Source organism: Streptomyces sp. LX-29 (assembly GCF_029541745.1).
Lineage (GTDB): Bacteria > Actinomycetota > Actinomycetes > Streptomycetales > Streptomycetaceae > Streptomyces.
Map to the genome: position 1 here is coordinate 4,618,983 of NZ_CP089746.1, position 12,375 is coordinate 4,631,357.

At 73.3% G+C, this 12,375-nt stretch carries 10 protein-coding genes; 5 read left to right on the forward strand and 5 right to left on the reverse strand.

The genetic code is table 11. The annotated features are described in order from the left end of the window. Positions 1–176: 176 nt before the first annotated feature. From LRS74_RS19935 to LRS74_RS19950, 4 genes are all read right to left on the reverse strand, one after another. Positions 177–1,646, reverse strand: a complete 1,470-nt coding sequence (locus LRS74_RS19935) for a penicillin-binding transpeptidase domain-containing protein (protein WP_277742268.1) — start codon at positions 1,644–1,646, stop codon at positions 177–179. A 164-nt stretch (positions 1,647–1,810) separates the two neighbouring features. Then, positions 1,811–1,939: a hypothetical protein gene (locus LRS74_RS19940; RefSeq protein ID WP_260868040.1), complete on the reverse strand. Its 129-nt coding sequence runs from the start codon at positions 1,937–1,939 to the stop codon at positions 1,811–1,813. A gap of 159 nt (positions 1,940–2,098) precedes the next feature. Continuing rightward, the gene (locus tag LRS74_RS19945; protein ID WP_144386796.1) at positions 2,099–2,305 is read right to left on the reverse strand and encodes an acyl-CoA carboxylase epsilon subunit; all 207 of its coding nucleotides are present in this window, start codon (positions 2,303–2,305) and stop codon (positions 2,099–2,101) included. A gap of 22 nt (positions 2,306–2,327) precedes the next feature. Continuing rightward, a complete protein-coding gene (locus LRS74_RS19950; protein ID WP_277744843.1) occupies positions 2,328–3,908 on the reverse strand; it encodes an acyl-CoA carboxylase subunit beta in 1,581 nt (526 codons plus the stop codon). Between the two features lie 234 nt (positions 3,909–4,142). Between LRS74_RS19950 and LRS74_RS19955 the strand changes: the two genes are divergently transcribed. The 5 genes from LRS74_RS19955 to hutH all read left to right on the forward strand — a co-directional run bounded on the left by LRS74_RS19955 (position 4,143) and on the right by hutH (position 11,765). Next, complete coding sequence (locus LRS74_RS19955) at positions 4,143–5,000, forward strand: biotin--[acetyl-CoA-carboxylase] ligase (RefSeq protein WP_277742269.1); 858 nt, start codon at positions 4,143–4,145, stop codon at positions 4,998–5,000. Positions 5,001–5,718: 718 nt separating this feature from the next. Beyond that, entirely contained in the window at positions 5,719–6,855 is a 1,137-nt protein-coding gene (locus tag LRS74_RS19960; protein WP_277744844.1) for an adenylate/guanylate cyclase domain-containing protein, read from the forward strand. Between the two features lie 69 nt (positions 6,856–6,924). Beyond that, positions 6,925–7,719: an enoyl-CoA hydratase-related protein gene (locus LRS74_RS19965; RefSeq protein ID WP_277742270.1), complete on the forward strand. Its 795-nt coding sequence runs from the start codon at positions 6,925–6,927 to the stop codon at positions 7,717–7,719. Positions 7,720–8,429: 710 nt separating this feature from the next. Further along, complete coding sequence (locus LRS74_RS19970; RefSeq protein WP_277742271.1) at positions 8,430–9,599, forward strand: sensor domain-containing diguanylate cyclase; 1,170 nt, start codon at positions 8,430–8,432, stop codon at positions 9,597–9,599. A 621-nt stretch (positions 9,600–10,220) separates the two neighbouring features. After that, a complete protein-coding gene (gene hutH / locus LRS74_RS19975) occupies positions 10,221–11,765 on the forward strand; it encodes a histidine ammonia-lyase (protein WP_277742272.1) in 1,545 nt (514 codons plus the stop codon). Between the two features lie 265 nt (positions 11,766–12,030). Here hutH and LRS74_RS19980 read toward each other — a convergent pair whose 3' ends face one another. Then, positions 12,031–12,348, reverse strand: coding sequence for a hypothetical protein (locus tag LRS74_RS19980; RefSeq protein WP_277742273.1), 318 nt, complete (start codon positions 12,346–12,348; stop codon positions 12,031–12,033). Between the last annotated feature and the right edge of the window lie 27 nt (positions 12,349–12,375).

Below are 12,375 nucleotides of genomic sequence, written 5' to 3' on the forward strand. Positions count from 1 at the left end.
GGGCGGCCGGGGCGGGGCGGAGCGCCGTACGGGCGGCTCGGGCAGGCCCGTGAGGCTCGCTCGGACCGTCGACGGCCCGGGTGCCGCGGGAGGACGCGAACGGGCCCGGACGCCGCGTACTCGGCGTCCGGGCCCGTTCGCTCAGGCTCGGGTCGTCATCCCCGTGTCGACGGGGGTCACTTCTTCGACTTGAGGACGGCCTCCATGACCTTCTTGGCGATCGGGCCGGCGAGGCCGCCGCCGGAGATCTGGTCGCGGGGGATGCTGTTCTCCGGGTCGATCATCACCGCGACGGCGACCGGGGAGCCGTCGCCCTGCTTGGCGTAGGAGATGAACCAGGCCAGCGGCGGGATCTCGTTGTCGAGGCCGCGCTGGGCGGTGCCGGTCTTGGCGCCGACGGTCACCCCGGCGATGCGGCCGGGCTTGCCGGTGCCCTTCTCCGCGGTGTCCTCCATCATCTCCTGGAGCTTCTTGGCGGTGTCCTCGGAGACGGCCTCGGACATGACCTCCGGCTCGTGCTCCTCGATGGGGTCGAGGTCGGGGCCGCGCAGCTGCTCGACCATGTACGGCTTCATCAGCGTGCCGTCGTTGGCGATGGCGGCGGTCATCATCGCGATCTGGAGCGGGGTGGCGCGGACGCTGGACTGGCCGATGCCGGACATCGCGGTCTGCGGGCGGTCCATCTCCTTGGGGAAGACGCTCTCCACGGCGCGGGTCGGGGTGTCGACCTCGGGGTCGTTGAAGCCGAACTTCTCCGCCGTCTCGCGCATCTTGTCCTTGCCGAGATCGGCGCTGACCTTGCCGTAGACGTTGTTGCAGGAGTGCTGCATGGCCACGTTGAGCGAGGCGTTCTTGCAGGGCGCGGTCGGGCTGTGGTTGGGCAGCACCCGGTTGGTGTCCGGCATGGTCCACGGGTCGGGGGACTCCGTGGGGGCGTTGACGTCGGAGTACTTCTCGTGCTCCAGGGCGGCGGCCGCGGTGATGACCTTGAAGGTGGAGCCGGGGGCGTAGGTCTCCTTCAGTGCCCGGTTGACCATCGGCTTGCGCTTGTCCTTCTGGAGCTTGTCCCAGGCCTCGGCGTCCTTGTTGGAGTTGCCCGCGAAGACCGAGGGGTCGTACGAGGGGGTGCTGGCCAGCGCCAGGATCCTGCCCGTGCTCGGCTCGATGGCGACGACGGCGCCGACCTTGTCGCCCAGGCCCTTGTAGGCGGCCTTCTGCGCCTTCGGGTTGATGGTGGTGACGACGTCGCCGCCCTGCCGCTTCTTCCCGGTGAACATGTCGACGGTGTTCTGCAGGAACAGCCGGTCGTCGGTGCCGCTGAGCAGCTTGTTGTTGAGCGCTTCCAGGTGGGTGTAGCCGTAGGTCTGGGAGGAGTAGCCGGTGACCGGGGCGTACATCGGGCCGTTCTTGAAGACGCGCTTGTACTTGAAGTCGGAGCTGTCCACCGCCACCGAGCCGGTGATCGGGTGGCCGCCGACGATGATGTTGCCTCGCGGATGGGCGAACGCCTCGATCTTCACCCGCCGGTTCTGCTCATGGCTCTTGAGCTCCTCGGCGCGCTTGAAGCCGAGGTTGTTGGCTTGGATGAGGAGCGCGAGGATCAGCAGGCCGCTGAAGATGGCGATGTGGCGGATGGGCCTGTTCATCGTTTGGTGGGTCCCCCTGGTGCCCGGCTATGGCTATTGATCTTCTTATGAAGATGCGAAACCGGCCGCGCCGGTTGCCTCGGGCGGGACGCCCGTCGCCTCGGGCAAGGCTCGGGAGGGGGATCGCCTGGGCGAGGCCCGGTCGACCCGGGAGGGGGATCGCCTCAGGCGAGGCAGAGGAAGATCAGGGTGACGGCCATGGCGATCGCCAGGACGGTGCGCGCGCGGCGGAGCATCGCCTGCGCCTGGCGCAGCTCCTCGGGCGGCTCATTCAGCGGATCGGACCACAGCATGGAACGATCCTGCGGGTGGAACGGCCATGGCGCCTGAGTACGCGTACTCAGGCGCCATGAAGCGGAGGCCCCAAAACCGGAGCCACCGGAACCGGAGGAGCGGCGAGAGCCCCGCGGCGGGCGCCGCGCGAGGGTCGCCACTCCAGCGGTTCACCCAGCTCAGGCCGGCCAGTAGGTGGTGCGCCAGGCGTTCGGGCCGGGGTGCGGCCGGCGTCGTCCCGGAATGGTGCGGGCGGGGTCGGCCCACTCCTGCGGCAGACCCTGGCCCGGCGCGGCGGCCGCCGCGGCCGCCGCGCGGGCCTGGACCACCGCGAGTGCGGCGGCCAACTCCTCGGGGGTCGGGTTGCCCCGGATTACCTTGATCATGGAAACAGCCCCTTCCTGACGCCTAGAGCGGGATGTTGCCGTGCTTCTTCGGGGGCAGGGACTCGCGCTTGTTCCGCAGGGTGCGCAGCCCGCGGACGATGTGGCGCCGGGTGTCCGACGGCATGATCACGGCGTCCACGTACCCGCGCTCGGCCGCGATGTACGGGTTGAGCAGCGCGTCCTCGTACTCGGTGATCAGCTGGGCGCGGGTGGCCTCGGGGTCCTCGGCCTCGGCGATGGCCCGCCGGTGCAGGATGTTCACCGCGCCCTGGGCGCCCATGACCGCGATCTGGGCGGTCGGCCAGGCCAGGTTGAGGTCGGCGCCCAGGTGCTTGGAGCCCATGACGTCGTAGGCGCCGCCGAACGCCTTGCGGGTGATGACGGTGATCAGCGGGACGGTGGCCTCGGCGTAGGCGTAGATCAGCTTGGCGCCGCGCCGGATGATGCCGCCGTACTCCTGGTCGGTGCCGGGCAGGAAGCCGGGCACGTCCACGAAGGTGATGACGGGGACGTTGAAGGCGTCGCAGGTGCGCACGAAGCGGGCGGCCTTCTCCGAGGCGTCGATGTCCAGACAGCCGGCGAACTGCATGGGCTGGTTGGCGACGATGCCGACCGGGTGGCCCTCGACCCGCCCGAAGCCGGTGATGATGTTCGGCGCGAACAGCGGCTGGGTCTCCAGGAACTCCGCGTCGTCCAGCACGTGCTCGATGGCCTTGTGCATGTCGTACGGCTGGTTCGCCGAGTCCGGGATGAGGGTGTCGAGCTCGCGGTCCTCGTCGGTGACGTCCAGATCGGCCTGGTCGGGGAAGGCCGGCGGCTCGGAGAGGTTGTTGGACGGGAGGTAGGACAGCAGCGCCTTGACGTACTCGATGGCGTCCTTCTCGTCGCCGCCCATGTAGTGGGCGACGCCGGAGGTGGTGTTGTGGGTGCGGGCGCCGCCGAGGGCCTCGAATCCCACGTCCTCGCCGGTGACGGTCTTGATCACGTCCGGCCCGGTGATGAACATGTGCGAGGTCTGGTCGACCATCACGGTGAAGTCGGTGATCGCCGGGGAGTAGACCGCGCCGCCCGCGCAGGGGCCGACGATCAGGCTGATCTGCGGGATCACGCCGGAGGCGTGCACATTGCGGCGGAAGATCTCGGCGAACAGCCCGAGCGCGACCACGCCCTCCTGGATCCGGGCGCCGCCGCCGTCGTTGATGCCGATGATGGGGCAGCCCGTCTTCAGGGCGAAGTCCATCACCTTGACGATCTTCTCGCCGTACACCTCGCCGAGCGAGCCGCCGAAGATGGTGAAGTCCTGGGAGTACACGCAGACCGGGCGGCCGTCGACCGTGCCGTAGCCGGTGACGACCCCGTCGCCGTACGGCCGGTTCTTCTCGATGCCGAAGGCGGTCGAGCGGTGCCGGGCGAACTCGTCGAGCTCGGTGAAGGAGCCCTCGTCGAGGAGGAGGTCGATGCGTTCGCGTGCGGTCAGCTTGCCCTTCGCGTGCTGCTTCTCCACCGCCCGCGCGGACCCGGCGTGAGTGGCTTCATCGATGCGACGCTGCAGATCCGCGAGCTTGCCCGCGGTGGTGTGGATGTCGACTTCCGACTCGGACATCTCAGACATCGGTGTGCGGCTCCTGCTCGTCCTCGGGGCGTACTGGGACTCAAGGGACTCAAGGGAGTCAAGTGGCTGAAGTGGGATCTACTGACTCGGAGTGTCTGCGGCCTTTGAGGGGGTCTTAGGGGTATTCGAGAGGTGGTAGGTGGGCTACCGGCTCGTAGCGTATCGGCGGGACTGCGGTGTGGCACTGCGTCGTTGGCCACACCCTCTGAGCCTAGGCTGGCCCGTATGAGCCCTTCTGACACCTCTGGCAGTCGATGGAATGACCTTGACCGGCCACCGCTGAACGCCGCCGCGCTGCGCCGGGCGCTGGTCCGGCCCGACGGGCTGTGGACCGAGGTCGATGTGGTGGAGTCGACCGGCTCCACCAACACCGACCTGGTGGAGCGGGCGGCGCGGGGCGCGACGGACGGCACCGTGCTGGTCGCCGAGCGGCAGACCGCCGGCCGGGGACGGCTGGAGCGCAGCTGGACGGCGCCCGCCAGGTCCGGCCTGTTCTTCTCGGTCCTGGTGCGGCCGGGGGACGGGGTGCCCAGCGAGCACTGGAGCTGGCTGCCGCTGCTGACCGGGGTGGCGACGGCGGCCGCGCTGTCCGCCACGGCGAACGTGGACACGGCACTGAAGTGGCCCAACGACCTGCTGGTGACCGTGGCCGGCGAGGAGCGCAAGGCCGCCGGGATCCTGGCCGAGCGGTACGGGGACGCGGTCGTGGTCGGCGTCGGGCTCAACGTCTCGCTGCGCGAGGACGAGCTGCCGGTGCCCACCGCCGGCTCGCTGGCGCTGGCCGGCGCCACGGTGCTGGACCGCGAGACGCTGCTGCGGGCGGTCCTGCGCTCCTTCGAGGAGTGGTACGGGCGCTGGCGCGCGGCCGGCGGCGACCCGGCGGCCAGCGGGCTCCAGGAGGCGTACGCGTCCGGCTGCGCCACGCTCGGCCGGACCGTGCGCGCGGAGCTGCCGGGCGGACGGGACCTGGTCGGCGAGGCGGTCGCGGTGGACGGCGAGGGCCGACTGGTGCTGGCGACCGGCGACGGGGTGCAGGAACCGGTGGCGGCCGGCGACATCGTGCACCTGCGGCCCGCGAGCTGACGCGCGCCGACGCATACGCCCGCGGCCACGCCCGGTGGTGCCCGACGCGTACGCCCGAGCCCCGAGACCCGATGCGCGGGGGTGGCGCGTGCACCGGCGTTCTCCGCGCCGGCGTGGGGCCACGGACGCACCGGCGTCCTGCAACCTAACGCGGGATGACACCGCGGCGTCACGCGACGTAAGAGTGAGCTAGGGCACACCTGACGTATCGTTGAGGCGGTCCGTCCAGCTCGGAACCGCGGTGGACGAGGCTGTGGGACGCCTCCGGCGCGGAACCGGGCCGGAGTCAGGACAGAAAGAGAAGCGGCAGGGCAGTGCGCAGGGATCGGACAGGGGGCGGGCGGTGACCGTCGACGACACGGGTTCCGGCGCGGCCGCCCGCGCATCCGGGGCCGCCGCGGATCCCGCCGTGGGCGGGACGGCCGGTGACGCCAGGTCGGAAGCTGACGCCACGTCCGGCGGCGACGACCGCCCCGACGTCGACGCCGGCACGACGGCCGGCGACCGCGGCGGCGACGGACGTGACGGTGGAGGTGACCCTGCCCGCGCCGACGGACCCGGCGGCGCGCGGGGCGGGGCCGAGGACGGCGGCGAACGCGACGAGCGGGCCGCGGCCGGACCGGCGGGCCCGGCGGACCCGGTGGGCGCGGACGATGACGCCGGCGGCCACGGTGACCGCGGCGGCGGCCCCGGGGCCGCGGCGAGCCGCGGCGGGCCCATGGAGCGAGGGCCCGTGGAGCGAGCGGCCGTGGAGCGAGCGGCCGTGGAGCGAGGGGCTCTGGCGGACGAGGCCGAGGCCGAGGAGGACGAGGGCGACTCGATCGCGCTCCGACTCGAACAGCTGATCCTCGGCGCCGAGCGGCGCTACACCCCCTTCCAGGCCGCGCGCAGCGCCGGCGTCTCGGTCGAACTGGCCACGCGCTTCTGGCACGCGATGGGCTTCGCCGACATCGGCCAGGCCAGGGCGCTGACGGAGGCCGACGTGCTGGCCCTGCGCCGGCTGTCCGGCCTGGTGGAGGCGGGGCTGCTCAGCGAGCCGATGGCCGTCCAGGTCGCCCGGTCCACCGGGCAGACCACCGCGCGGCTGGCCGACTGGCAGATCGACTCCTTCCTGGAGGGGCTGACAGAGCCCCAGGAGCCGGGGATGACCCGGACCGAGATCGCCTACCCGCTGGTGGAGCTGCTCCTCCCGGAGCTGGAGGAGTTCCTCGTCTACGTCTACCGCCGGCAGCTGGCGGCGGCGACCGGGCGGGTGATCCAGGCGGCCGACGACGCGGAGATGGTCGACCGTCGGCTGGCCGTCGGCTTCGCGGACCTGGTGGGCTTCACCCGGCTGACCCGGCGGCTGGAGGAGGAGGAGCTCGGAGAGCTGGTCGAGGCGTTCGAGACCACCGCCGCCGATCTGGTGGCCGCGCACGGCGGCCGGCTCATCAAGACGCTCGGCGACGAGGTCCTCTACTCCGCCGACGACGCGGGCACGGCGGCGGAGATCGGCCTGCGGCTCATCGAGACGATGGCGCACGACGAGATGATGCCGGAGCTGCGGGTCGGCATGGCCTTCGGCACGGTGACGACCCGGATGGGAGACGTCTTCGGCACCACCGTCAACCTCGCCAGCCGGCTCACCTCGATAGCGCCCAAGGACGCCGTGCTGGTGGACCCCGCGCTGGCGGAGGAGCTGACCCGGACCGGGGAGGCGCCGATGTCCGAGGCCGAGGCGGCGGAGGCGGCGGCCGAGGCGGAGAAGCAGGGCGAGGAGCCGCCCTCGTACCGCTTCGCGCTGCGCCCGATGTGGCAGCGCCCGGTGCGCGGCCTCGGCGTGGTCGAACCCTGGCTGCTGAGCCGCAGGGGGTGACGCGTCTCCCCGGTGGCTGCGATGATCCGGTCAACGATCGTTAACAGGGTCCGTCAACTGGGAGGGCGCATGTCGGAAGAGCGGTTCGGTGAGTGGGTCGTCGTACGCCGGCACGGGCACGTGGCCGAGCTCGTGCTGGATCGGCCCAAGGCGATGAACGCCGTCTCCACGGAGCTGGCCCGGTCCATCGGGGCGGCCTGCGCGGCGCTCGCCGCCGACGCCTCCGTGCGGGCGGTCGCGCTGACCTCCACCCACGAGCGCGCCTTCTGCGTCGGCGCCGACCTCAAGGAGCGCAACGCGTTCAGCGACGCCGAGCTGGGTCGGCAGCGGCCGGTGGCCCGGGGCGCGTACACCGGGGTGCTGGAGCTGCCGATGCCCACGGTCGCGGCGGTGCACGGCTTCGCGCTGGGCGGCGGCTTCGAGCTGGCGCTGTCCTGCGATGTGATCGTGGCGGACACCACCGCCGTGGTGGGCCTGCCCGAGGTCTCCGTCGGGGTGATCCCGGGCGGTGGCGGCACCCAGCTGCTGCCGCGCCGGGTGGGCGCCGCCCGCGCCGCCGAGCTGATCTTCACGGCGCGCCGGGTGGAGGCCGCGGAGGCGCACCGGCTGGGCCTGGTGGACCAGCTGGTGGACGAGGGGAAGGACCGCGAGGAGGCGCTGGCGCTGGCCGCGCGGATGGCCGCGAACTCCCCCGTCGGGCTGCGCGCGGCCAAGAAGGCGCTGCGGCTCGGCCATGGGCTGGACCTGCGGACCGGACTGGAGGTGGAGGACGCGGCCTGGCGGTCGGTGGCCTTCTCCGGGGACCGCGCGGAGGGCGTGGCGGCGTTCAACGAGAAGCGGACGCCCGAGTGGCCGGGCGAGTGAGCGCGGCGGCCGCGTAGGCGCCGGCCGCGCCCCCGCCGGGATCCTGGCGGGATCCCGAGCGGGGGTGGCCGATGCTGAGCCGGCGCGAAGGACGCCGGCGCGGCCCGGGCCCGGAGTGACGTGGCCGAGCCGGGCGGGTTCGGGGTGATGCGAGCCCGCCCGGGCCGGAGTGGTGCGAGCGAGCTGGGCCGGGGCGGGGCGACTCGAGCCCGCCGGCCCGGGGCGACGTGAGCCCCGCCGGGTCGTGGTGACGCGAGCTGGCCGGGCCGGCCCGGGGAGAGCGAGCTGCCGGCGGGGGCGACCCGAACGGCCTGGCCCGGCTCGGGGTGATGCGCGCGCTGGGCCCGGGTCAGGGTGACGTGAGCCCGCTGGGCCGGAGAGGTCCGCGCGGCTTGGGCTGCCCGGGGCGGCATGAGTCCGTTGGCCGGGGTGGCTTGAGTCCGCCGGCCCGGGGCGACGTGAGTCCGCCGGCCCGGGGCGACGTGAGCCCGCGGGGCCGGGGTGGCGCGCGCCGGTCGGGCCGGGTGATGTGAGCCGGTCGGGTCGGCCTCGTCGGGGCGCGCCGTGTCGGTGGTGGGCCGGGCGGGAACGGGTCGAGAAGACCTGGACCGGGCCAAGGCGGAGATAGGGCAGAATTCGCCGAACATTCCTACGCTGGATTGCGCGGTGTGCGGTATCCGCGATAAGTGCGGAGTGCGCACAGTGACGGAATGCGAGGCGCGGTGACGAGCGAGGTCGACGGTGAGGCGCGGCTGAGGGCCGTGGTGGGGCTGGCGCAGGCGATGGCCGCCGCGCACACCACGCGCGAGGCGGTGCACTCGGCCGCGATCGGCGCGCGCTCCGCGCTCGGCGGGAACTTCGCCGCGATTTCGGTGTGGGAGCGGGAGCTGGGGCGACTGCGGGTCCTGGTGAACGCGGGCGAATTGGCCGAAGGGGAGCGGGAGTTTCCGGAGAACGAGTTCTATCCGGTGCACGAGTTCCCCGAGATCACCGAGTTCCTGCACGAGCAGTGGGCGCGCGGCGGTGAGCCGCACGCCTGGGTGGAAATCGCCGACGGCCCGCGCGACGGCTCGGGCTACTACTGCCACCAGCGCGTCTCCGCGCTGCGCCGGCGCGGCCGGGGCAGCTGTGTGGTGGCGCCGATCGTGCTGCAGGGACGAGCCTGGGGCGAGCTGTACGTGGCGCGGCCCGTGGGCGCCGCGACGTTCGGGCGCGGGGACGCGGACTTCGCCACCGTGCTGGCGGCGGTGATCGCCGCCGGGTTGGCGCAGAGCCAGCGGCTGGAGGAGGCTCGCAAGCTCGCCTTCACCGATCCGCTGACCGGGCTCGGCAACCGGCGGGCGGTGGACATGCGGCTGGACGAGGCGCTGGAGGACCACCGACGCCAGGGCACCGTGGTGAGCCTGGTGGTGTGCGACCTCAACGGGTTGAAGAAGGTCAACGACACGCTGGGGCACGCGGTCGGTGACCGGCTGCTGGAACGGTTCGGCTCGGTGCTCTCGCTGTGCGGGGCGATGCTGCCCGGCGCGCTGGCGGCGCGGCTCGGCGGCGACGAGTTCTGTCTGCTGGAAGTCGGGCCCTCGGCCGACGAGGTGGTTCGGGTCGCCGACGAACTGTGCCTGCGTGCCTCGCAGTTGGACATGGGGGAGGGTGTCGCCTGCGGGGTGGCGTCCACCGGCGATCCCATCGGGCCGATACGTACGGCCCGGCGGCTGTTCCGCCTCGCCGACGCCGCCCAGTACCGGGCCAAGGCCGCTCGGGCGAGCAAACCCGTGGTCGCGGGCCGCGAGGGCGGCCCCGACGACCCCGTCGTCCAGCTCGCGGACGCGCCCCCGCGCGTGTCCTCGGCGGAACGGCGCCACTTCCGCGGCCGTCCCTGACCTCTGCGCTACGGCGGTGTGCCGAGGGCCTGTTGACGACGTGAAGGACGGCCGCCTGGCGGGCCCTACGTCGCACGAATGGACACGACGTCGAGTCCAGGGAAGCCCCACGCGGACCGACGGCGCGCGCGGGCGCTCCCGCCGCGACGGTCCGGACGGCTCGGCGCCGCCGGAGGCGAGACACCGGTGTGGCAGGCATCCGGCCGTGCGGCCGCGACCGCCCCCTCCGGGCCGCCGCTTCTTCGACGCCGTCCCAGCACGCGAGGCCGCCCCGCGGGGACGGCGCTACGAGACGGCTCGTACACCTGCTTCGCGCGGCTGTCCCGCCCGGGTCCGGGCTCTCCCCGGCCGCCGTGTCCGGGCTCTCCGTAGCCGCCGGTCCGTCGGAGCCCCCCGGGACACGCCGGGCCCCTCCCGTCTCGCCCCTCGGCGGCGGAGCGCGCCGCGGTGTCGGTCCGGGGGCGGGACACCCCTCCCCGGCCCGCTCCCCGGACCGGTCCGCGGGGTCGCTCCGCGGGGTGGGTCGCGGGGTCGCTCCGCGGGGTGGGTCGCCGGGCTCGGGTGTCCACCAGAAAAATCGGGTGGTGACAGGTGGCGATTCAGTCTCTAGGGTGCCTGAATATGGATATGCACTCTGTGGTGGTGGGGACGTCCGGAACGACCGCCGGGGATGTCATCGCCGTGGCCCGCGGCGGCGCGCGAGTCGAGCTGTCGCGGGAGGCGCTGACCGCGGTCGCCGCCGCGCGTCAGGTGATCGACGATCTGGCCGCCAAGCCGGACCCGGTCTACGGCGTCTCCACGGGGTTCGGCGCGCTCGCCGTACGGCACATCAGTCCCGAGCTGCGCGCACAGCTGCAGCGCAACATCGTGCGGTCGCACGCGGCCGGCATGGGCCCGCGGGTGGAGCGGGAGGTGGTCCGGGCGCTGATGTTCCTGCGCCTGAAGACCCTCGCCTCCGGCCACACCGGCGTCCGCCCCCTCGTCGTCGAGACCATGGCCGCCATCCTGAACGCCGGCATCACCCCCGTGGTGCACGAGTACGGCTCGCTCGGCTGCTCCGGCGACCTGGCGCCGCTGTCGCACTGCGCCCTCACCCTCATGGGAGAGGGGGACGCCGAGGGCCCCGACGGCGAGGTCAAGCCGGCCGGCGAGCTGCTGGCGGAGCACGGCATCGCCCCCGTGGAGCTGCGGGAGAAGGAAGGGCTCGCGCTGCTCAACGGCACCGACGGCATGCTCGGCATGCTGGTGATGGCCTGTGCCGACCTGGCCCGGCTCTACACCTCCGCCGACATCACCGCGGCCCTCTCGCTGGAGGCCCTGCTCGGCACCGACCGGGTGCTCGCCCCCGAGCTGCACGCCATCCGACCGCACCCCGGCCAGGCGGCCAGCGCCGACAACATGCTGCGGGTGCTGGCCGGGTCCGGGCTGACCGGACACCACCAGGACGACGCGCCCCGCGTCCAGGACGCGTACTCGATCCGCTGCGCCCCGCAGGTGGCCGGCGCCGGCCGGGACACCCTCACGCACGCCCGGCTGGTCGCCGACCGTGAACTGGCCTCCGCCGTCGACAACCCGGTGGTGCTGGCCGACGGCCGGGTGGAGTCCAACGGCAACTTCCACGGCGCGCCCGTCGGCTATGTGCTGGACTTCCTCGCCATCGCCGCCGCCGACCTGGCCTCCATCGCGGAGCGGCGCACCGACCGGCTGCTGGACAAGAACCGCTCGCACGGGCTGCCGCCGTTCCTGGCCGGTGACGCGGGTGTCGACTCCGGTCTGATGATCGCGCAGTACACGCAGGCGGCGCTGGTGAGCGAGCTGAAGCGGCTGGCGGTGCCGGCCTCGGCGGACTCGATCCCCTCCTCCGCCATGCAGGAGGACCATGTCTCCATGGGCTGGTCGGCCGCGCGCAAGCTGCGCACCGCCGTGGACAACCTCGGCCGTGTCATCGCCGTGGAGCTGATGGCGGCCACCCGCGCCATCGAGCTGCGGGAAGGGCTGGAGCCCGCTCCGGCCTCCCGGGCGATCGTGGCGGCGGCGCGTGCCGCCGGCGTCCAGGGCCCCGGCGAGGACCGCTTCCTGGCCCCCGACCTGGCGGCAGCCGAGGCGTTCGTGCGGTCCGGGAAGCTGGTCGAGGCGGCCGAGTCGGCCACCGGCCCGCTGGCCTGACCAGGGCGTCGGGCCTGACCAGGGCGTCGGGCCTGACCAGGGCGTCGGGCCTGACCAGGGCGTCGGGCCTGACCAGGGCGTCGGGCCCGGATCGTCCACAGGCGTCGGTCCCGGACCTACCGCTTACGGCCGCCCGCGGATGCGGGCGGCCGTACGTGTCTCCCGGAACGGCGGCTGAAGTCGCCGGGCTGCCCAAAGCGAGCCGTGGGGCTCAGCGCCTTCTCAGCGCGTCACGCGCGTCACGTGCGTCACGGCGCGTCGTGCCTCAGTACGCCTCCGTGCGCGGCCTGCGCATGGAGGCGGTCACCATCGCCACGCCCAGCCCCAGGAACGCCGTACCGCCGATCACATAGGGCGTGACGTCCACGCTGCCGGAGTCGGCGAGGTTGAGGTCCTCGTCCTCGGAGGCGCTGGGCGCCTGGGTCCCCACCTGAGTGCGGCCGGCGGAGACGGCGGGCCGGTCGTCACGGTCCGCGCTCGCGTGCGCGTTCGCGTTGGCGGACGGTACGAACCACAGGGCGCACAGCAGCGAGCCGGCGGCGGCCGCGGTCAGCAGCGGTCGGCGGGCGGAGCGTGCGGACAACGGAATGCATCCCCCTTGAGACGGTGG

Coding starts and splice junctions, on each gene's coding strand:
- LRS74_RS19935 (WP_277742268.1), bottom strand. CDS start 1,646: ATGAACAGGCCCATCCGCCACATCGCCATCTTCAGCGGCCTGCTGATC.
- LRS74_RS19940 (WP_260868040.1), bottom strand. CDS start 1,939: ATGCTGTGGTCCGATCCGCTGAATGAGCCGCCCGAGGAGCTGCGCCAG.
- LRS74_RS19945 (WP_144386796.1), bottom strand. CDS start 2,305: ATGATCAAGGTAATCCGGGGCAACCCGACCCCCGAGGAGTTGGCCGCC.
- LRS74_RS19950 (WP_277744843.1), bottom strand. CDS start 3,908: ATGTCCGAGTCGGAAGTCGACATCCACACCACCGCGGGCAAGCTCGCG.
- LRS74_RS19955 (WP_277742269.1), top strand. CDS start 4,143: ATGAGCCCTTCTGACACCTCTGGCAGTCGATGGAATGACCTTGACCGG.
- LRS74_RS19960 (WP_277744844.1), top strand. CDS start 5,719: ATGGAGCGAGGGCCCGTGGAGCGAGCGGCCGTGGAGCGAGCGGCCGTG.
- LRS74_RS19965 (WP_277742270.1), top strand. CDS start 6,925: ATGTCGGAAGAGCGGTTCGGTGAGTGGGTCGTCGTACGCCGGCACGGG.
- LRS74_RS19970 (WP_277742271.1), top strand. CDS start 8,430: ATGCGAGGCGCGGTGACGAGCGAGGTCGACGGTGAGGCGCGGCTGAGG.
- hutH (WP_277742272.1), top strand. CDS start 10,221: ATGGATATGCACTCTGTGGTGGTGGGGACGTCCGGAACGACCGCCGGG.